Annotated in this window: 22 protein-coding genes; 19 read left to right on the top strand and 3 right to left on the bottom strand. The window is 27.6% G+C overall.

Features of this window, described 5'->3' with window-relative positions; genetic code table 11:
* Window positions 1-53: 53 nt before the first annotated feature.
* From T364_RS0102055 to moaC, 5 genes are all read left to right on the top strand, one after another.
* A complete protein-coding gene (locus tag T364_RS0102055; RefSeq protein ID WP_027128095.1) occupies window positions 54-545 on the top strand; it encodes a MogA/MoaB family molybdenum cofactor biosynthesis protein in 492 nt (163 codons plus the stop codon).
* Between the two features lie 61 nt (window positions 546-606).
* Window positions 607-1,233: a DedA family protein gene (locus T364_RS0102050; RefSeq protein WP_027128094.1), complete on the top strand. Its 627-nt coding sequence runs from the start codon at window positions 607-609 to the stop codon at window positions 1,231-1,233.
* Window positions 1,223-2,170: a GTP 3',8-cyclase MoaA gene (moaA, locus tag T364_RS0102045; RefSeq protein ID WP_027128093.1), complete on the top strand. Its 948-nt coding sequence runs from the start codon at window positions 1,223-1,225 to the stop codon at window positions 2,168-2,170. The genes T364_RS0102050 and moaA overlap by 11 nt, the downstream gene beginning before the upstream one ends.
* A 1-nt stretch (window position 2,171) precedes the next feature.
* Window positions 2,172-2,618 (top strand): MOSC domain-containing protein, encoded by a 447-nt coding sequence (locus T364_RS0102040; RefSeq protein WP_245596514.1) that lies wholly within the window; start codon window positions 2,172-2,174, stop codon window positions 2,616-2,618.
* Window positions 2,619-2,627: 9 nt separating this feature from the next.
* Window positions 2,628-3,098 (top strand): cyclic pyranopterin monophosphate synthase MoaC, encoded by a 471-nt coding sequence (gene moaC / locus T364_RS0102035; protein ID WP_027128091.1) that lies wholly within the window; start codon window positions 2,628-2,630, stop codon window positions 3,096-3,098.
* 36 nt (window positions 3,099-3,134) lie between these two features.
* Here moaC and T364_RS0102030 read toward each other — a convergent pair whose 3' ends face one another.
* Window positions 3,135-4,844 (bottom strand): sigma-54 interaction domain-containing protein, encoded by a 1,710-nt coding sequence (locus T364_RS0102030; RefSeq protein ID WP_027128090.1) that lies wholly within the window; start codon window positions 4,842-4,844, stop codon window positions 3,135-3,137.
* A gap of 329 nt (window positions 4,845-5,173) precedes the next feature.
* Between T364_RS0102030 and dpaL the strand changes: the two genes are divergently transcribed.
* From dpaL to rplT, 13 genes are all read left to right on the top strand, one after another.
* Window positions 5,174-6,394 (top strand): diaminopropionate ammonia-lyase, encoded by a 1,221-nt coding sequence (gene dpaL / locus T364_RS0102025; protein ID WP_027128089.1) that lies wholly within the window; start codon window positions 5,174-5,176, stop codon window positions 6,392-6,394.
* 19 nt (window positions 6,395-6,413) lie between these two features.
* Complete coding sequence (locus tag T364_RS0102020; RefSeq protein ID WP_027128088.1) at window positions 6,414-7,595, top strand: YgeY family selenium metabolism-linked hydrolase; 1,182 nt, start codon at window positions 6,414-6,416, stop codon at window positions 7,593-7,595.
* Between the two features lie 26 nt (window positions 7,596-7,621).
* Entirely contained in the window at window positions 7,622-9,133 is a 1,512-nt protein-coding gene (locus tag T364_RS0102015; protein WP_027128087.1) for a sodium-dependent transporter, read from the top strand.
* 170 nt (window positions 9,134-9,303) lie between these two features.
* Window positions 9,304-10,512 carry a M24 family metallopeptidase gene (locus tag T364_RS0102005; RefSeq protein ID WP_027128086.1) on the top strand — a complete coding sequence of 403 codons (1,209 nt, stop codon included), beginning with the start codon at window positions 9,304-9,306 and terminating at the stop codon, window positions 10,510-10,512.
* Between the two features lie 30 nt (window positions 10,513-10,542).
* Complete coding sequence (locus tag T364_RS0102000) at window positions 10,543-10,920, top strand: RidA family protein (protein ID WP_027128085.1); 378 nt, start codon at window positions 10,543-10,545, stop codon at window positions 10,918-10,920.
* Between the two features lie 171 nt (window positions 10,921-11,091).
* Complete coding sequence (locus T364_RS0101995) at window positions 11,092-12,399, top strand: uracil-xanthine permease family protein (RefSeq protein ID WP_027128084.1); 1,308 nt, start codon at window positions 11,092-11,094, stop codon at window positions 12,397-12,399.
* A 184-nt stretch (window positions 12,400-12,583) separates the two neighbouring features.
* Window positions 12,584-13,375, top strand: coding sequence for an FAD binding domain-containing protein (locus T364_RS0101990; RefSeq protein ID WP_027128083.1), 792 nt, complete (start codon window positions 12,584-12,586; stop codon window positions 13,373-13,375).
* A gap of 1 nt (window position 13,376) precedes the next feature.
* Window positions 13,377-13,841, top strand: coding sequence for a (2Fe-2S)-binding protein (locus tag T364_RS0101985; RefSeq protein WP_027128082.1), 465 nt, complete (start codon window positions 13,377-13,379; stop codon window positions 13,839-13,841).
* On the top strand, window positions 13,841-16,120 hold the full coding sequence (locus T364_RS0101980; RefSeq protein WP_027128081.1) for a xanthine dehydrogenase family protein molybdopterin-binding subunit: 2,280 nt from the start codon (window positions 13,841-13,843) through the stop codon (window positions 16,118-16,120). Before T364_RS0101985 ends, T364_RS0101980 begins: the two co-directional genes overlap by 1 nt.
* Entirely contained in the window at window positions 16,120-16,698 is a 579-nt protein-coding gene (locus tag T364_RS0101975; RefSeq protein WP_027128080.1) for a nucleotidyltransferase family protein, read from the top strand. Before T364_RS0101980 ends, T364_RS0101975 begins: the two co-directional genes overlap by 1 nt.
* Before the next feature lie 208 nt (window positions 16,699-16,906).
* The gene (infC, locus tag T364_RS0101970) at window positions 16,907-17,419 is read left to right on the top strand and encodes a translation initiation factor IF-3 (RefSeq protein ID WP_027128079.1); all 513 of its coding nucleotides are present in this window, start codon (window positions 16,907-16,909) and stop codon (window positions 17,417-17,419) included.
* Between the two features lie 29 nt (window positions 17,420-17,448).
* Window positions 17,449-17,658, top strand: coding sequence for a 50S ribosomal protein L35 (gene rpmI / locus T364_RS0101965; protein ID WP_027128078.1), 210 nt, complete (start codon window positions 17,449-17,451; stop codon window positions 17,656-17,658).
* 35 nt (window positions 17,659-17,693) lie between these two features.
* A complete protein-coding gene (gene rplT / locus T364_RS0101960; RefSeq protein WP_027128077.1) occupies window positions 17,694-18,044 on the top strand; it encodes a 50S ribosomal protein L20 in 351 nt (116 codons plus the stop codon).
* A gap of 152 nt (window positions 18,045-18,196) precedes the next feature.
* Here the strand turns inward: rplT and T364_RS0101955 are convergent, their stop codons facing one another.
* Both T364_RS0101955 and T364_RS0101950 read right to left on the bottom strand, forming a co-directional pair.
* The gene (locus T364_RS0101955) at window positions 18,197-19,567 is read right to left on the bottom strand and encodes a YfcC family protein (RefSeq protein WP_035945205.1); all 1,371 of its coding nucleotides are present in this window, start codon (window positions 19,565-19,567) and stop codon (window positions 18,197-18,199) included.
* A 26-nt stretch (window positions 19,568-19,593) separates the two neighbouring features.
* The gene (locus T364_RS0101950) at window positions 19,594-20,760 is read right to left on the bottom strand and encodes a M20 family metallopeptidase (protein WP_027128075.1); all 1,167 of its coding nucleotides are present in this window, start codon (window positions 20,758-20,760) and stop codon (window positions 19,594-19,596) included.
* Between the two features lie 153 nt (window positions 20,761-20,913).
* On the opposite strand from T364_RS0101950, the gene T364_RS0101945 reads away from it, so the two are divergent.
* Window positions 20,914-21,798 (top strand): LysR family transcriptional regulator, encoded by an 885-nt coding sequence (locus T364_RS0101945; protein WP_027128074.1) that lies wholly within the window; start codon window positions 20,914-20,916, stop codon window positions 21,796-21,798.
* Window positions 21,799-21,845 lie beyond the last annotated feature (47 nt).

Raw genomic sequence — 21,845 nt, 5'->3', positions numbered from 1 at the left:
ATATCAAGAGCAATAAAAAATATGATATAATAAAAAGAAAAGGAGAAAAATGAATGTTTAAAGTAGCAATAATTTGTATGAGTGATAAGGGTTTTCAAGGAGAAAGAGAAGATTTATCTACTAAAGTTATTGAAGAAATAATGTTAAAAAAAGGATATATAATTGTAAAAAAAATTTTAATCCCAGATGAAAAGGAGATTATAAAAGAAAATTTAATAAGTATTTGTGATAATAATATAGCAAATTTAATTTTAACAACAGGTGGAACAGGTTTTTCCAAAAGAGATGTGACTCCAGAAGTTACAGAAGAAATTATTGAGAGAAGAACTCCTGGAATTTCTGAAGCAATAAGAAATTATTCTATGGGAATAACAAAAAGAGCAATGTTATCAAGAGCCACATCAGGAATAAGAAAAGATACTTTAATTATAAATTTACCTGGAAGTCCAAAGGCTGTTAGGGAGTCATTAGAATATATAGTAGATGAATTGAAACATGGACTAGAAATATTATTAGGAACTACAAGTGACTGTGCAAGAAAATAGATATTAATTAATAGATAAATATGATATAATATTCTGAATTCAAAAAATTTAAGGGAGAAAAATGGAAGATTATATTATAAAAATTTTAACAAATTTTAGCTATATAGGAATATGTTTTTTAATTTTCTTAGAAAATGTATTTCCGCCAATTCCATCAGAGTTAATTTTAGTTTTTGGAGGATTTATTTCAAAAAAATTAGAATTAAATTTCTTCTTGATGGTAATACTTTCAACAGTAGGCTCAGTACTTGGAGCTTTAATGTTATATTATGTTGGGAAAAAAATTTCTATAGAAAAATTAGAAAGTTTTTTGGAAAAAAAGTGGATAAAAAGGTTGGGTTTTAAATCAGGAGATATAAATAAAACATTAAAATATTTTGAAAAATATAATACTTTAAGTGTATTTATAGGTAGATGTATTCCTGTAGTTAGAAGTCTTATTTCTATTCCAGCTGGAATGCAAAAAATGGAGATAAAAAAATTTATTTTTTATACAGGAGTAGGAAGTTTAATTTGGAATACTATTCTAATATATATAGGAAGAGTTATGGAAGATAAATGGGAAGAGGGATTGGTGTTATTAGAAAAATATTCATCAATAATTATTTCTATTGTAATAGTTGTAGTATTAGTTAAAGTTTTATATAAAAAATATGGAAAAAAGAAAGTGATAAAAGATGAAAGATAATTCAGGAAGAGAAATAAACTATTTAAGAATATCTTTAACAAAAAATTGTAATTTAAAATGTATTTACTGTTTGCCAGAAAAAACAGAACATATAGAAGAAGAAGAACTTTCTCTAGAAGAAATATTAAAAATTGTAAAAAATGCTATAAAACTTGGAATAAATAAAATTAGATTAACAGGTGGAGAGCCTTTACTTAGAAAAGATTTAATTGAAATAGTAAAAGAAATAAAATTTTTAGGAATAGATGAAATATATATTACTACTAATGGAATTTTATTGGAAGAAAAATTAGAGGACTTAAAAAAGGCTGGTTTAAAGGGAATAAATATAAGTCTTGATACTTTAGAAAAAGAGTTGTTTAAAAAAATAACAAGAGGTGGAAATTTAGATAAAGTAATATCTGGATTATTAAAAGCTAAGGGTATGGGATTTGAAATAAAAATAAATTCTGTAATAATGAAAGGCATAAATGAAAATTCTATAATTGATTTAGGAGAAATAACTAAAAAATATAATATAGATGTAAGGTTTATTGAACTAATGCCTATGGGAGAAGGAAAGAAATATAAAGGAATAAATAATAAAGAAATCTATAAAAATTTAGAAGAGATATATGGATTTCAAAAGGATTTTTTTCAAATAAAAGGTGTTAGTGAATATTATAAATTGGTAGATGGTAAAGGAAAAATAGGATTTATTAGTCCTATTAATAACTGTTTTTGTGAAAATTGCAATAAAATAAGAATAACTTCTACTGGTGAAATAAAAAGATGTTTAAATATGAAAAGTAATATTAATATAAAAGATTATTTAAAATCTGATGAAGAGATAGAAAATATTTTAAAGATTGAAATAAATAAAAAACCTGAAAAACATCTTTTTGGAAAAGAAAATATTGATGAAGAAAGAAAAAATATGAATGAGATAGGTGGATAAAATGTCAATGAAAGGTTTAAAAGGGAAAATTAAGGCTGTCTGTATCAGTGAAAAAAAGGGAACTGATAAAAAAAATATTCATGAATGTGAAATAGTAGAGGGATTTGGATTAAAGAATGATGCACATGGAGGAAATTGGCATAGACAAATAAGCTTACTTTCTTATGAAAAAATCGAAGATTTCAAAAAAAGAGGTGGAGAAGTAATAGATGGTTCTTTTGGAGAAAATCTTATTGTTTCTGGTTTAAATTTAGTTAACATTCCTATTGGAACAAAATTAAAAATAAATGATATAGTTTTAGAAGTTACTCAAATAGGAAAAGAATGTCATTCTCATTGTGAAATATTTAAAAAAGTTGGTGATTGTATAATGCCAAGAGAGGGAATATTTGCAAAAGTTATTTCAGGTGGAATTATAAAAGAGGGAGATATTGTTGAAATAATTTAGGAGGAAAAAATGGATTTTACACATTTTAATAAAGATGGGAAAGCTTATATGGTAGATGTAAGTGAAAAAAATAAAACTAAAAGAGAGGCTACAGCTTTTGGAAAAGTAAAAGTTTCAAAAGAAATTATTTCAAAACTTATTAATAATCAGATGAAAAAAGGAGAGGTTTTAGGAGTAGCAAGAGTAGCTGGAATAATGGGAATGAAAAAAACTAGTGAAATAATTCCAATGTGTCATCCAATTTTTATAAGTGGATGTGAAATAAAATTTGAAATAAAAGAAGAAGAGTGTGAAATTCATATTTATTCTACAGCTAAAACAGTTGGAGAAACAGGTGTGGAAATGGAAGCTCTAACAGGAGTAAATGTAGCCGCCCTTACAATTTATGATATGTGTAAAAGTGTAGATAAAAGAATGAGTATTTCAGATATCCATCTTTTAAATAAATCTGGTGGAAAAAGTGGAGATTTTAAGTTTTAGAAAAAATAAGCTAGAAAAATTTTCTAGCTTATTTTTTTATAAATTATACAATTTTATTTTTCTATATAAAGTGGCAATTCCAATATCAAGTATTTCAGATATTTTTTCTTTATCTTTAGAAGAAGAACCATATTTAATTAAGAGATTTTGAATAGTTTCCTTTTCAATTTCTGCTAAAGTTTTATCTTCAATAATATTTGAAGATTTAAAAAGTTTATTTGGAAGATGTTTTAAGAGAATTTCATTATCTTTTTCCTCTATAACATTGACTATATATTCTGTAACATTTTTTAACTCTCTAATATTTCCTGGCCAACTATAAGATTGAAAAAATTCCATAACTTCATCAGAAATTTTAATATTACTTCTATTAAAAAGCTTAGAATATTTTCTTATAAAATATTTAGCTAAATCTTCAATATCTTTTTTTCTATTTCTTAAAGGAGGAATATCTATAGGAAAAACATTTAATCTATAATATAAATCTTCTCTAAATTTATTTTCTTTAACTAATTCTTCAGGCTCTCTATTAGTAGCAGCAATAACTCTAATATCTATTTTTTTAGAATTATTTGAACCAATAGGACAAATAACTTTTTCTTGTAAAACTCTTAAAAGTTTAACTTGAAGAGAAAGAGGCATATCTCCAATTTCATCCAAAAATATAGTTCCCTCATTAGCCTGTTCAAAAAAACCAATTTTTCCATTTGGATTAGCTCCTGTAAAAGCTCCTTTAACATATCCGAAAAATTCACTTTCAATTAAAGAATCTGGAATGGCTCCACAATTTACTGCAATGAAAGGTTTGTCTTTTCTATCACTGTTAGAATGAATCAATCTAGCAACTACTTCTTTTCCAGTACCACTTTCTCCTGTAATAAATACAGTAGAAGTAGTTTTAGCTACTTTATAAATTTTAGAATATATTAAACTCATTTCTGGTGAAGAGAAAATAAAATTTTTAGAAAGATTAGTATTTATTTGTTGAAGGTAAGTTCTAAATTTATCAGACTCTTGAAATATATAAAGAGTTTTAGAATTATCTGTACTATTATTTATTTCGATAATATCTCCAATTACATCATGAGTAGTATTGTTATATTCTAAAGAAAATTCTTTTTTATCAGACATTTTAGTTTCATTATTTATTTTTATTTTTGAATTAGAATTTATATTTTTTAGAAGAGTAAGGCCACTCTTATTTATCATTTCTATTTTTTTATCTTCATTTGTAATAATAATAGAGTCAGGAATTCTATCTATAATATTAAGAAGTAACTCATTATTATTTTTAGCTATAATTTTTTCATTTTCTTGATGTAATCTAGAAGTAATGGAAAGAGAAATTTGTTTTATAAAATTAATATATAAATCTTTTTTTAGTAAAAAATTTTCTTTTTGCTTTTGGTCAAAACAAATTAAACCAATAACTCCAACAATATCTTCATTAAAAAAAATAGGAGTAGATATTTCTAATGTTTCTTTACATATTTCTCTTGATGGACATGTTTTACAAATTTCTTCTTCTCTTGGATTTATGATAATACAAAGTTCTCCAGAATAAAGAACACTTCTATAAACATGAGAGTCTTGATACATATTTTGTCCAACTTTGTCTTTAAGAAGCCCTGTTCCAACTAATCTTTTAAAATTTTTTCCCATAATTTCAACATCAATACCAATTAATTGAGATATGGCATCAGCATAAAGCTCTATATCATTTTTTATATTTTCTAAAAGTTTCATTTTAGCTCCTTTTTTCTGAAAAAAAATATTTGATTGTATTATAGCACATTAAATTATAAAAAAATATATATTTTTATCAAAATGATATGAGAAAACGATAAAATATTTTTTAGTAATAAAAAAAACTTTAAAAATAAGCAAAGTAAATATTTTATCAAAATGATATAAAAATTATCAAAATGAGATAAGAACATAAATATATTAAAAAGAAAAATAATTTATTTTAGAAAGAAAAAAACTATTTTAATACAAAAAATAAAATTTAAGTTTTGGCATGGAAAATGCTTTTAATAAATCAATTAATTTTAAATGAAATTTAGGAGGAAAAAATGGAATTAATAAAATGGGTTCATAATACTAAAAGTAGAGATGAAAATTATGAAAAATCTGAGTTAATAGGATTTGATAATAAAAGTATACATGATGTATATGAATTTCATAAAAGTTTACCAAACTACAAACCAACTCCACTAGTAGATTTAAAAAATTTAGCAGAGCACTATGGAGTAAAAAAAGTTTGGTTAAAAGATGAGTCTAAAAGATTTGGATTAAACGCTTTTAAAGTTTTAGGTGGTTCTTATGCAATAGGAAAATACTTAAGTAAAAGATTAGGAAAAGATATAAATGAACTTCCTTATAATGTATTAATATCAGATGAAATAAAAAAAGAGTTAGGAGATGTAACATTTATAACAGCTACTGATGGTAACCATGGAAGAGGAGTAGCTTGGATGGCAAATAGATTAAAACAAAAATCAGTAGTTTATATGCCAAAAGGTTCAGCAAAAATGAGATTTGATGCAATAGCTAGAGAGGGGGCAGATGTAACTATTACAGATTTAAATTATGATGATGCCGTAAGATTAGCTAATAAAGGGGCAGAAGATTATGGTTGGATAATGGTACAAGATACAGCTTGGGATGGATATGAAGAAATACCATTATGGATAATGCAAGGATATTCAACAATAATAAATGAAGTAATAGAACAATTAAAAGAAGCTGGAGAAGAAAAACCAACTCATGTATTTTTACAAGCAGGTGTAGGTTCTTTTGCAGGAGCAGTTCAAGGATACTTAGCTCATTTATATGGAGATGATAGACCAATTACAATAATTTGTGAACCACACGGAGCAAACTGTATTTATAAATCAATGGAAGCAAATGATGGAAATCCTCATAATGTAGGTGGAGATTTAACAACAATAATGGCAGGATTAGCTTGTGGGGAACCAAATACAATAAGTTGGAAAATTTTAAGAGATAATGCTGATTTTTCAGTTTCATGTGATGACCAAGTAGCAGCAAGAGGAATGAGAGTATTATCAAGTCCATTAAAAGATGACCAAAGAGTAATATCAGGAGAATCAGGAGCAGTAGGATTAGGACTATTTACAATTTTATCAGAAAGAAAAGAAGAATATAAAGAATTAATGGAAGCATTAAAAATAGATGAAAATTCAAGAATACTTTGTATCAGTACAGAAGGAGATACAGATGTAGAAGGATACAGAAAAGTAGTTTGGGATGGAGCTTATAATAATAAATAATATTTTCGGAGGCAAAGAAATGCTAACAGAAGAAAGAAAAGAAGAAGTAGTAAAAGTATTACAAAAAGCTATTCAAATAAAAAGTTATTCTGGAGAAGAAGGAGAATTTGCTAAATATTTAGAAAAATTATTTTTAGAACTAGGATATGATAAAGTTCATGTAGATGAATATGGAAATGTAATAGCTTCAGTAAAAGGGAAATATGAAGGACCAAGAATTTTATGTGAAGGACATATGGATACAGTTCCTGTAAATGAAAGTCAATGGACTAAAGAACCATTTGGAGGAGAAGTTTCAGATGGAAAACTTTATGGGAGAGGAAGCACAGATATGAAAAGTGCTTTATGTCTAATGGCATTAGCAGGAGGATATTTAGCTAAAGATTTAAATAAAGAATTTGCTGGGGAATTATTTGTTGCTGGTTCTGTACATGAAGAATGTTTCGAAGGAGTTGCAGCAAGAAGTATTAGTAAATATGCTAAACCAGATTATGTTATTATAGGAGAACCTTCACAACTTCATTTAAAAGTAGGACAAAAAGGAAGAGGAGAAATAGTAGTAGAAACATTTGGAAAACTAGCTCACTCTTCAAATCCACAAGAAGGAATAAATTCAGTTTATAAAATGATGAAGTTAATAGAAGAAATAAGAAAAATTCCATTTTCACATCATAAAATCTTAGGAGATGGAGTACTGGAGTTAACAGATATAAAATCATCTCCATATCCTGGAGCATCAGTTGTACCAGATTATTGTATGGCTACTTATGATAGAAGATTACTTGTAGGGGAAACAATGGAAGATGTTTTAAAACCTATACAAGATATTATAGATAAATTAACTAAAGAAGATAATGAATTTAAAGCAAGAGTAAGTTATTCTGATGGAAAAGATAAATGTTGGACAGGAAATGATATAGTTTGTAAAAGATTTTTCCCTGGATGGATTTATGATGAAAAAGAAGAATATATTCAAAAAGCAAAAACTGCTTTAAAAGAAATAGGACAAGAGCCACCTGTAAGTTGTTGGTATTTCTGTACAAATGCTTCTCATTATGCTGGGGAGTTAGGAATAAAAACTATTGGATATGGACCTTCTAAAGAAAGTTTAGCTCATACAATAGATGAGTACATAGAATTAGAACAAGCTTATAAAGGAATTGAAGGATATTATGCAATATTAAAAGCATATTTAAAATAATAAAAATAAAGAAAGGGGTTGGAATTATGTCAGATAAGAGTCAAGAGGTATTCTCATCAAGATGGGGATTAATCCTTACTTTAATAGGAGCATCAGTTGGAACAGGAAATGTATGGAGATTTCCAAGAATGGCTGCATTAAATGGAGGAGGTTCATTTGTTTTAGCTTGGACAATAATATTATTTTCAATATCTATACCTATTATTACAGCAGAAATGGTAATGGGAAGATTAACAAGACACGGAGCACCAGGAGCATTTAAAGATTTTATAGGTAAAAAATATGCTTGGATGGGAGCTTTTATGGCAGCTACTACTGTTGCTATAACTGGATATTATACAGTTGTTATGGGTTGGTGTTTAAGATATGCATTTATTTCATTAAAAGGATTTGAAGGAAAAACAACACAAGAATTAGTTCAATTATTTGATAATGTTTCAAATGGATGGATAAATGTAGGAATATTTGTAGGATTACTTCTTTTAACAGCAGTAATTGTTGCTCAAAAAATAAGTAAAGGAATAGAATTAATAGGAAAATGGCTAACTCCAGCATTATATATAGTTTTATTGATAATGTTAGTAAGAGCTTTAACTTTACCAGGTTCTGTTGAGGGATTAAAATATTTATTTGCTATATCACCAGATACTTTCTTTGATTCTAATACTTGGTTACAAGCTTTATCTCAATCAGCATGGTCTGTAGGACCTGGATTTGGATTAGTAATAACAATGGGAGTTTATACTAAGGCTAAATCAGATGTTGCTTTAAATGAATTCCTTCAAGGAGTTGGAGATAACTCAGCAGCATTATTAGCAGGGTTTGTTGTATTACCAGCTTTATTTGCTTTAGCTCCTAGTCCTGAGGTAGCAGAAGAGATTTGTAGATCAGGTAACTATGGGTTAACATTTATTTCTTTAACTCAATTATTTGGAGGAATGGTTGGTGGACGTATATTAGGATGTTTATTCTTCTTATCATTATTCTTTGCAGCTATGACAGCAAATGTAATATTCTTTAATACAGGAGTTGTTCCTTTAATGGATATGAAAATGTCAAGAAAAAAAGCTACAACAATAATATTCTTTGTAGTATTTGCTATTGGAATCTTTTCAGCTTATGACATAGATTTTGTAAATAATCAAGATTGGGTATGGGGAATGGCTTTATTAGTAGGGTCTTTATTTACATGTCTTGCAATATGGAAATTTGGAGTAGAAAAAACTCGTTCATATATTAATATTCCAGAAAATGAATTATATATAGGTAAATGGTGGAATATATCAGTTAGATTCCTAGCACCAGTAGCTATAATTATATTATTTGTATGGTCAGCAATTGGAGCTATGAAAGCTAGACCAAATGATTGGTGGAATCCATTTGTAGTTGATAGTTTTGGAACAGTTATATTACAAGTTGGATTATTAATAATAATAACATTATTATTTAATAAAAAATTAGGGGAAAGTGCTGAAAATAATTATATGAATACAGTAATAGAAGGATATCCGGAAATTCCAGAAGAACATCAAGATTAATAAAAGAGGAGGAGATTAAAATGCCAGTTAGTACTATTTTATGTATGATTGTTTGTGCAATGTTAAATTTTGGTGGTTTTGCTTGGGGTCTTCATAGAGTTTATCAAAAAATGAAAGAAGAACAATAATGATATTATAAATTATAATATAGAGAAATTATAGGAGGAAATATGTTTGCTAAAAATGTTCCATTTGAAGAATTTGAGAGAAGAAGAGAAAAGTGTAGAGAAGAAGTAGTAAAACAAGGACTTAATGGGGTAATGATTTGGTCTAGAGGAGGAGGAACTTGGGATAGATTTGCTGGAGTAGATTATTTTGCTAATCATTATCAACAAAGATGTTATTTACCAGATCAACCACCTTTATGGACAGGAAGATCTCATTGTGTTTTAATGATTCCTAAAGAGGGAGAACCAGTACTTATAGTAACAACATTAGAATATAGAAAAGATTTAGTAGCTGTTAAAGATATTAGATATAGTACAGATTTCTTTAAATTAGTAGCAGATACAGCTAAAGAATTAAAAATGGATATAGGAAAAGTAGGAGTTATGTATGAAGATACTCTTACTTGGAAAATAGGTAGAGAAATGAAAGAAAGAATGCCAGAATTAGAATTAGTTCCATGTGACGATATTCTTTCTAAAATGAGACTTGTTAAATCACCAAGGGAAATTGAATCTATTAGAAGAGCTAATGAAATTGGAACAGAAGCAGTAGAAATGATAATGAATAATGTAGCAGCAGGAAAAACTGAAGCAGAAGTTATAGGACCAGCTATGGCTAAAGTATATTCAGAAGGAGCAGTTTTATACTTTATTGTAACAAGTTCAGGACCTCATAGTGATGCCGTTCATAGTGTTGATTTCCCTGGATATGATTGTAATAGGAAATTACAAGATGGTGAATTATTTAAAGTAGATTTTATTATATGTTATGAAGGATATATTTGTGACTTTGGAAGAACAACTGTGGTTGGAGGAAAACCTACAGAAAAACAAAAAAGAGCAATAGATATAGTAACAGATGCGTGTGAATATGTTATGAGTTTAGTTAAACCAGGAGTTTCTGTAAGAGAATTATGTGAAGCTGGAGATAGATACTTAGAAGAAAGAGGAGTAAGTTTATCTTCAGAACAAACAGATGAAAATACATTATATGCAGCTTTCCCTCCTCATTGGGGACATGGAATTGGATTAACTTGGGAACGTCCTTGGTTCATTCATGAAGAAGATATGATATTAGAAGAAAATATGTATATAGCTATAGAAAAAGGATTATATCAACCAGGACTTGGAACAGTTAACTATGAACAAAACTTAATAGTAACAAAAGATGGTTCAGAAACTTTAAGTGAAACAAAAACTAAATTTATTTAGTTATTATTAAAATAGTTTAAGGAGAAAAAGATGAAAAGAATAATAAATACACCAAAAGCCCCAGCAGCTTTAGGACCATATTCACAAGCAGTAGAGGTAAATGAAACTTTATATATATCAGGACAAATACCATTTGTACCAGAGACAATGATATTGGTATCAGATGATGTAAAAGCTCAAACAAGACAATCATTAGAAAATTTAAAAGCAATATTAGATGAAGCAGGATACACATTTAAAGATGTAGTAAAAGCAACATGTTTCATAAAAAATATGGATGACTTTGGAGCAATAAATGAAGTGTATAATGAATATTTAGGAGAAGTAAAACCAGCAAGAGCTTGTGTAGAAGTAGCAAGATTACCGAAAGATGTAAAGGTAGAAATAGAATTAATAGCTGTAAAATAATACCCTAAGAAATGAATAATAATTAACGAAAGAGGACTGAGTTTTCCAGTCCTCTTTCATTTTAAAAAATTTTTAGAAAAATTAAAAAATCTCTTGTAAAATTTTAAAGATGTGATATAATGTTTTGTCCTTTGAAAAAGTAAAAAAATTTAATATAAATAAGGAGTAAAAATGTCACAAGTAAGTAATGAAAACATCTATCAATTAGAAGGAAAAGTTCCTTTGAAAACAGCCTTACCTTTAGGTATTCAACATTTATTAGCTATGTTTTTAGGTAATATTTCTCCACTTATTATAGTTTGTGGAATGTTACAAATGGATTTGAACTTAAAAACAGCTCTTATTCAAAATTCTATGTTTATTGCTGGAATTACAACTCTTATTCAAATTTATCCTATTATGAAAATAGGTAGTGGATTACCAGGAGTTATGGGAACAAGTTCAGGATTTTTAGGTACAGCAAAAGCAATTGGAGTAACATATGGGTATGGAGCTATAATGGGAGCCTCAGTTATTGGAGCTTTATTTGAAATGGTACTAGGATATTTTATAAAACCATTAAAAAAATTATTTCCGCCAATTGTAACAAGTCTTGTTGTAATATCAATAGGATTATCATTATTACCAGTTGGTATTAGATACTTTGGTGGAGGATTTACTCCAGAGTTTGGAGACCCAAAACATATAATAGTAGGAACAGTTGTTGTTATAATGATAATTATTTTAAATCAATGTAAACAGAAATTTATAAGTGCTTCTGCTATATTGATAAGTATTGTAATTGGATATATATTAGCAATAGTAATGGGAATGGTAGATTTTACTGCTGTAAAAGAGGCTGCTTGGTTTAGCTTACCAAAAGTAATGCCAGTAGGAATAGAATTTAATATAAATGCTATAATAGCTATGCTAATAATGTATGTGGCTACAGCTGTAGAAACAGTAGGGGATTTATCAGGAATAGCTAATGGAGGATTAGACAGAGAACCAACAGATGAAGAATTATCTGGTGGAGTTATTGCTGATGGATTTGGAAGTTTAATTGCTGCTTTCTTTGGAGTATTGCCAAATACAACATTTAGTCAAAATGTTGGATTAGTAGCAGTAACTAAGGTTGTTAATAGATTTGTTATAGGAACTGGAGCTATAGTTTTAGTTCTTATGGGATTTATACCAAAATTAAGTGCTATATTTACAGTAATGCCTCAATCTGTTTTAGGAGGAGCAGCTGTTGTAATGTTTGCTATGATATTTGTTAGTGGATTAAAATCTTTATTAAGAGATGAAATAGATGATAGAAAAGGATTAATAATTGCTATTTCTTTAGGACTTGGAGTAGGAATTGGAAACTTACCAGATGTATTAGCACATTTACCAAAATGGGTTGGACAAATATTTGCACAAAATGGAATTATTATGACATTTGTTATAGCAACTACATTAAATTTAATATTACCAGAGAAAAAGAAAGAAAAATAATCTTTACAAAGTAGTTGAAATAATGATAAAATAAATACAAATATATATTACAGAGGTGAAAGAGTTGAGTAAAACAATTAATTTTGTGATAAAGTATTAATTGTTTTCTAATTACTAGATAATTAGGAGAAATCAACTCTTTTTTCTTGGAAAAATTTAAAATAAAAGTAAAGGTGGTGGGTAAATGTTAACAATAAAAGAATATGTATCTGTTGAATCACTAGAAGAGGCATATAAATTAAATCAAAATGTAAATAATGTAATACTTGGTGGAACAGGATGGTTAAAGCTACAAAATAGAAATATAGTTAAAGCAATAGATTTATCAAAATTAGGATTAGATAAAATAGAGGAAGATGAAGAAAAATATACTATAGGATGTATGGTAACTCTTAGAGATATAGAAAAAAATGTTTCTTTAAATGAATATACAAACAATGCTTTAAAAAATAGTTTAAAAGATATAGTAGGAGTACAATTTAGAAATTGTGTAACAATAGGTGGAAGTATTTATAGTAGATTTGGATTTTCAGACATTTTAACTTCTCTTCTTACTTTAGATACTTATGTAGAAATGTATAAGGGAGGAATAATTCCTTTAAAAGATTTTGTAAATATGCCTTATGATAAAGATATATTAGTAAGAATTATAATAAAAAAAGATGGAAGAAAAGTAGGATATTCTGCTTTTAGAAATCAAGCTACAAATTTTCCTGTAATAACTTGTGGAGTAACAATTACTGAAAATAAAAAAGTCTATGCTGTTATAGGAGCAAGACCTTATAAAGCAAAAGTAGTAGAAGATAATGAAAATATTTTAGGAGAATTTTCTGAAGAAAATATAGAAAAGTTTGCAAAATATGTTAGTGAAAATTTAAAATTTGATTCAAATATGAGAGCTAGTGGAGAGTATCGTAAAAGATTAACAGAAGTTTTTGTAAAAAGAACTTTAAAAAAATTAATGGAGGAAAAATAAAATGGAAATAAAATTATGGATTAATGGAAAATTAACAGAAGATAATATAGAACCAGATACACCACTATTAGAATACGTAAGAAGTAAGGGATGTTTAAGTGTAAAAAGAGGATGTGAAACTTCTAATTGTGGATTATGTACTCTTTGGATAGATGAAAAACCTGTTTTATCTTGTACAGTATTAGCTGCTAGAGCTAACGGAAAACATATAACAACTCTAGAAGGATTACAAGAAGAAGCTAAAGAATTTGGAGAATTTATGGCCAAAGAAGGAGCAGACCAATGTGGATATTGTAATCCTGGGTTTATAATGAATGTTCTAGCAATGGTAAGAGAATTAAAAGAATTTTCTGATGAAGATATAAAAGAATACTTAGTAGGAAATTTATGTAGATGTACTGGTTATATGGGACAATTTAGAGCAGTAAAAGCATTTTTAAATTATAAAAGAGGAGGAGAGAGATAATGAAAATAGTAAATACATCTATTATGAAAAAAGATGCTATGGCATTAGTTACAGGAAAACCTGTATATACTGACGATATAGCACCAAAAGATTGTCTTGTAATAAAATTATTAAGAAGTCCTCATGCTCATGCTTTAATTGAAGAAATTAATACAGATATAGCAAAAAAAGTTCCTGGAATTCATAGTATATTTACTTATAAAGATGTACCAAATAAAAGATTTACAATGGCAGGACAAACTTATCCTGAACCAAGTCCATATGATAGACTTATACTAGACCAAAGAGTAAGATACGTTGGAGATGTAGTAGCTATAGTAGCTGGAGAAAATGAAAAAGTAGTAGAAAAGGCTATGAAACTTATAAAAGTTAAGTATCAAGTTTTAGAAGCTATATTAGATTTTAGAAAAGCAAAAGATAATAAAATATTAATACATCCAGAAGATAACTGGAAAGCATTATGTCCTGTTGGAGCTGACAATAAAAGAAATTTATGTGCTCATGCTAATGATGGCGATGAAAATATAGATAAAGTTTTTGAAGAATGTGATGTTGTTCTTCAAAATACATATCATACAAAAGCTAATCAACAAACTCCAATGGAAACTTTTAGAGCTTATGCAACTATGGATATGTTTGGTAGATTAAATGTAGTTTCTTCTACTCAAATTCCTTTCCATGTAAGAAGAATAGTAGCTAATGCTTTAGATATATCAAAATCTAAAGTAAGAGTAATAAAACCTAGAATAGGTGGAGGTTTTGGAGCTAAACAAACAGCTATAATGGAAGTTTATCCAGCTTTTGTTACTTATATGACAGGTAGAAATTCTAAATTAATATTTACAAGAGAAGAGAGTCAAACTGCTTCAAGTCCAAGACATGAAATGGAAGTAACAATAAAAATAGGAGCTACTAAAGATGGAATAATAAAAGCTATTGATTTATATACTTTATCAAATACAGGAGCTTATGGAGAACATGGACCAACAACAGTTGGATTAAGTGGACATAAAGCAATACCTTTATATAGTAAGGCTAAATCTTATAGATTTAGATATGATGTAGTATATACAAATACTATGTCAGCTGGAGCTTATAGAGGTTATGGAGCTACTCAAGGAATATTTGCTATGGAATCAATAATAGATGAATTAGCAGAAAAGTTAGGAATAAATCCAATAACTTTAAGAGAAAAAAATATGGTTAGAGAAGGAGATTTAATGCCAGCTTATTATAGAGAAACAGCTAATAGTTGTGCTTTAGATAGATGTTTAGAGAGAGCTAAGGCTATGATAGACTGGGATAATAAATATCCTCGTAGAGATATGGGAAATGGTAAAGTTAGAGGAGTTGGATTAGGATTTTCTATGCAAGGTTCTTCAATTTCTAATGTAGATGTAGGTTCTGTAGCAATAAAAGTAAGTGATGATGGATTCTACAATTTAATGGTAGGAGCTACAGATATGGGAACAGGTTGTGACACAGTACTATCACAAATAGCTGCAGAATGCTTAGATTGTAGTGTTGATAATATAATAGTACATGGTGTTGATACAGATACTTCTCCATATGATTCAGGTTCTTATGCTTCAAGTACAACATACTTAACAGGTATGGCTGTAGTAAAAACTTGTGAAAAATTAATAACTAAAATCAAAACTTTAGGTGCACAATATTTAAATGTAGATGTAGAAAAAGTTGATTTTGATGGAAAGAAAGTTTTTGATTTAGAAGATAATAAAGAAATTTCATTAAAAGATATAGCAAATAAGGCTATGTGTAACAACAATAATACTCTTTATGCTAGTGAATCTCATTCTTCTAAAGTATCTCCACCACCATATATGGTAGGAATAGCAGAAGTAGAAGTAGATACAGAAACTGGAAAAGTAGATGTTATTAATTATAAAGCTGTTGTTGACTGTGGAACAGTAGTAAATCCAGCATTAGCTAGAGTACAAACAGAAGGTGGAATAGCTCAAGGAATTGGAATGGCTTTATATGAAGATGTAGTTTATACTAATAAAGGAAGTTTACAAACTCATTCATTTATGCAATATAAAATCCCTACTAGAAAAGATGTTGGAACAATAGAAGTTCAATTTGAAAGTAGTTATGAACCAACTGGACCTTTTGGAGTAAAATCAATAGGAGAAGTTGTTATAAATACTTCATCTCCAGCTATAGCAAATGCTGTATATAATGCTGTAGGAGTTAGAATAAGAGAACTTCCTATAACACCAGAAAAAGTATTTATGGGAATGTTAGAGAAAAAATAATGAAATTAGATATTATTTTACTTGCTGCTGGAAATAGTAAAAGATTTGGAAGTAATAAATTACTTTATAAATTGAATAATAAATATATGTTTGAATATACATTAGAAAATATTTTTTCATTAAAAAAAATATTTAAAGAAAGTATAGAAAATATAATAGTAGTTTCAAAATATAAAGAGATAGAAGAATATTTAAAAACTACAAAAATAAATAATATAAAATATAAAGAAAATCCCCATAGTGAAATGGGGATTTCCTCATCTATTATATTAGGACTAAATGAAATTAATAATAAAAATTTTTTGATGTTTATGGTTTGTGACCAGCCTTACTTAAAAGTAGAAACTTTAGAAAAATTTATAAAAAATTTTTTTAAACAAAGTAAAAAAATAGGATGTTTATTTGATGGAAAAGATTTAGGGAATCCATGTATATTTTCTCCTGAATATATAGAAGAATTAAAAAATATAAAAGGAGATAAAGGGGGAAAACAAATCATAAAAAAACATATGGAAGAAGTTTTTTCATTTATGGTAGAAGATAAAAAAGAGTTGGAAGATATAGATTTTCTTAAATAAAATTTATAAAAATACTTGACTTTTTGTAAAAATTATTTTATAATAATAAAGCTGAATTAAATATTTTTAAGAAGAAACTTCCCGTTTCTCACCTTATAGGTCTTGATACTTATATAAGGTTAAGAGCAATGTATATATTTATTAATTTTAAATTGTATGACGGGGTTAGTGCGACCTCGTTTTTTTATATATGATTATAGTATAGGGGGTGTCGGCTATTTCTGACAAAATTAGAATCAATGAAAAAATAAAAGGTAAGGAATTTAGAATAATATCTAATTCTGGGGAACAAATGGGAATTATGACTGCAGCTGAGGCTTTAGAAGCAGCAAGAAGAGAGAATTTAGATTTAGTAGAAATTTCTCCAAATGCTAATCCACCTGTTTGTAAAATAATGGATTTTGGAAAATATAAATATGAACAAACTAGAAAAGCAAAAGATGCTAAGAAAAAACAAAAACAAGTGGTTGTTAAAGAAGTAAAATTAAGAACAAGAATTGATACTCATGATTTAGAAACAAAGATAAATAGTATCAAAAGATTCTTAGAAAAAGATAATAAAGTTAAAGTTACTTTAGTACAATTTGGAAGAGAAAGAAGCTATGAAGAAATGGGAATTGAACTTCTTGATGATGTAGCTAGTCAATTTGAAGGATTTGCTGAAGTTGAAAAAAGATATAAAGATGCACAAAAATATTTAATGTTATCATTGAAAAAATAGGTTTGTAATTTGAGAGGAGGAACACAAAAATGCCAAAAATGAAAACTCATAGAGGAACAGCTAAAAGAATCAAAGTAACAGGAACAGGGAAATATGTAGCTAAACATTCAGGAAAAAGCCACATATTAACTAAAAAAACTAGAAAAAGAAAAAATAGAATGAAAAAAGACTTTGTACTTTTAGATAACGTTCATAAAAGTGATATGATTAGATTATTACCATACGGAGTTGGAAGATAATCGGTTTTCGAGAGAATATATTATAGGAGGATAAAATGAGAGTTAAAACTGGAATCGTAAGAAGAAGAAAACATAAAAAAGTTTTAAAAGCTGCTAAAGGATTTAGAGGAGCATCTGGTGACGTTATAAAACAAGCTAAACAAGCTGTTATGAGAGCAATGGCTTACTCTACTAGAGATAGAAAAGTAACTAAGAGAAAAATGAGACAATTATGGATCATAAGAATAAATGCTGGAGCAAGATTAAACGGAATGACTTACTCAACATTTATGAATGGTCTTAAAAAAGCTGGAATCCTTTTAGACAGAAAAGTATTAGCTGATATGGCTTTAAACAATGCTGAAGGATTCGCAAAATTAGCTGAAACAGCTAAAGCAGCATTATAATATAAAAATAAAAGTCAGTTTAAAATATAAAACTGACTTTTTTATTTTAAATAAAAAAGACTATTGAAAATTCTTTATTATAAAATCCAACAGTCTTTTTTTATTATAATATAGTAAAATGGGGGTACTATATTATTTATACTTTTTTATTTTTATGCATATTGAGTAAAATAAGCATAAGAAAGAATTATTGAACCTAAAATCATCCATATTAAGAATAATTTCCACATGAATTTCATCCAACGGTCATAAGTAATTCCAGTAGCCCCTAAGAATCCCATTAAAGCAGATGCATGAGGTAAAATATAGTTACAGAATCCATCACCAAATTTATAAGCTAAAACAGCCGTTTGTCTAGTAATTCCTGAAACATCAGCTAAAGGAACCATAACAGGCATTACAACAGCTGCTTGACCTGTACCAGAAGTAACAAATCCATTAACAATAACATTTATAAATAACATTACAGGAGCTTTTAAGAAATTAGGGAACCATTCTAACATTTTAGCTAATCCATAAACTACTGTATCTAGTACTTTGGCTTCTGATAAAATTAAAGCAACGGCAGCTCCAAGTCCAACAATCATAGCAGCAGAAGACATTCCTTTAATTCCTTTTACAAAACAACTAGCTATTTTACTAGGGTCATATCCATAACTAAGTCCAATGATAAATCCCATCCACATAAAACATACAGCAGTTTCAACAAGTCCCCAACTAAATTTTATACAACCATACATTAAAATAGCGAAGAAAATAATAAGGATAGTTAATACTAAAGGATGTTTTTTCTCAACTTCAATATTAGAATCTTTTAAATCAAAAGTTTGTACTTCTTCAACCCCATAAAGAGCACTTTTTGTAGGGTCTTTTTTAGATTTTTCAGCATACCAAACTATATAAGCAGCTGTAACAAGATAGAAAAGTACAAAAGAAACTGTTCTTAATCCAATTCCAGAATAAGCTGGTAACTCAGCCATTTCTTGAGCAATAGCTGTTGTAGGAGCTAAAATACCTGTAGAAAATCCAATACCAACTCCTAATAAAATCATAGCAACTCCAACTATAGCATCATATCCTAATGTAGCTGATAACATAACACCTAAAGGAGCAAAACCTATAAATTTATTTGTTGATTGAGTTATTCCTATAATAGCAAATAGTAATAATACTGCTGGGATAAATAATCTTTCTTTACCAGAACATTTTCTAGCAAGTTTATTACAATAAGCATGGAACATTCCAGTAGAAAGAACTGTTTCTAAAGCTCCTCCTATAACAAGGATTGGGAATATAATACCAGCTTGTTTAATAAGACCTTTCATAACAAAATTTGGAATCATCCAAATACCAACAGGTTTAGCTTCAACTAAATGATAACTAGTACTATCAACCATTTTTAAACCACTAGCAGTAGTGATTCTTGTATATTCTCCAGCTGGAATAATATAAGTAAGAATTGATACAAAGATAAGTAATATAAAAATAATTACATATGAGTGTGGAACTTTAAATTTTTTCATAATTTCCTCCTTAAACTTTAAAAAATTTATTTTTTATTTGTTTTTCTTTCAAATTCATCTTTAATACTTTTTAAAATTTCTTTATCTGTAATTATTTCATAAATAGTAGATAAAAGAATTTTTCCACCCATGTCAATGGCTTTATAAGCTTCTGGTGATTTTCCCGCTTTTAAATATTCATCTGAATGAGAAGCTGTTCCTTCAGGAACAAAAGCTATTCTTAAACAAGTTCCTGGAACTATTGCCATAACACTTCCAAAATCAGTTGAACCTGTTTTTTCTCTTGGTGGGCTCATAGAAGGAGCATTTAATTCTAAAGCATTTTTCATAATTAAATCATTCAAAGTAAGAATAGGAATTTTTCCACCCATTTCTTTATCTATATGAATATCATAAGTTGTTCCAGTCATAAGACTAGCTCCTTTTATGATGTTAAAAAATCTTTCTTTACAATCTACAAGAGTAGCATTATCATAAGACCTTAAGTAGAAGTTTCCTATAGCTTTATCAGGTACTACATTAGCTGGTCCACCAGCATTTAAAACAGTATAATGCATTCTAACATCATCTGGTACATGTTCTCTCATAAATTCAATAGCATTAAATGTAAGAAGAAGAGCATCAAAAGCACTTCTACCAGATTCAGGTTTTAAAGCAGCATGAGATTTTATACCATTAAATGTAACTGTAAGTTTACACATAGCTAAAGATTTTATATCAGTTGTAGTGTTCGGACCTCCATGGGTCATTAAAGCTACATCAATATCTTTAAAACAACCATTTTTTAACATTGTTAATTTTCCACCTGTTGTTTCTTCAGCTGGAGTTCCATAAACAACTAATTTATAATTTTCATTTTTTAAAACTTCTTTTAAAGCTACAGCTACTCCAACTCCTATAGGTCCTTGCATATGATGACCACAAGCATGACCAATTCCTTCAATGGCATCATATTCTACTAAAACTCCAATAGAAGGACCATCAGTTCCTTGTTCATAAATAGCTCTAAAAGCAGTTTCTAATCCTCCTACACCTTTTTCAATAATAAATCCATTTTCTTCTAAATAATTTATCAAAAGATTAGAAGCTTTGAATTCTTTTAAACCAAATTCAGGATTATCAAAAATAAAATTAGCCATATTTTGTAATTGAGGTTCTAAAGATTCAAATTTTTTTAATAATATCTCTTTCATATTGTCTCCTTAAAAAAAATATGATATAATTATGTATACAGTATCATGTTTTATTACAAATATTTTAATATAAATTTATAAAAAAATGAAATATTGAATTTTTATAAGCTTTTTAAAAAATTTTTATATCACTAAATTTTTATGGGAGAATGTATGGATTTAAAAGACTGCGAAATAATAAAAGTTATGTCAGAAGAGTTAAATTTAACAAAAACAGCAGAAAAATTATATACTTCACAACCTTCTTTAACTTATAGATTAAATAAATTAGAGGAAGAATTAGATGTAGTTTTATTTAAAAGGCTTTCTACTGGAATTATATTAACAAAAGAAGGAGAGTATTTAGCAGAATACTCTAAAAAGTTTCTTTTAGAATATGAAATAATGAAGAAAAATATAAAAAATATAAAAGATTTAGAAGAAAAGAAAATAAATTTAGGTATAAGTACAACAATGGCTAAATATAAATTAGCTTTTATATTACAAAGTTTAAAAGAAATATATCCTCAAATAAAAATTAATATAATTTCAGGAAATAGTTATCATGAACTTCCTAAATTATTAAAAGAAGAAAAAATAGATATAGCAATTTTAAGAGGAGATGTTCCATGGAATGAAGAAAAATATATTGTTTCAAAAGAGCCTTATGGAATAATATCACAGAAACTATTAAGAATAGAAGAATTAGAAAAATTACCATATATTCAATATGAAACTAATACTGTGGTAAAATCTAGAATATTTTTAGATGAATGGAGTAAAATTTATTTAGGAAAACCATTTCAAGGGGAGATAATGAAAGTTAATTCTACAGAAGCTTCTTTGGAAATGATAAAAAGTGGAATTGGTTGGACAGTATTACCTAAAATTCATATGCAAAATTTTAAAGAGTTAAATTTTTTTCCTATGGTTAAACTTAATGGGGAACCTTTTGAGAGAGAAACATATCTTTTAGTAAAAAAGGAAAAATTAAAAGATGAAAATATAAAAAAAATTGTAGAAAATATTTTAGAAAATAAAGAAAGATATTTTAAATAAAAAATTTAAAAAAATAGAGGATGTTGTTATACAACACCCTCTTTATT

This window comes from Fusobacterium perfoetens ATCC 29250, from assembly GCF_000622245.1.
Lineage (GTDB): Bacteria > Fusobacteriota > Fusobacteriia > Fusobacteriales > Fusobacteriaceae > Fusobacterium_B > Fusobacterium_B perfoetens.
This window is presented reverse-complemented; position numbering and strand designations above follow the sequence as displayed.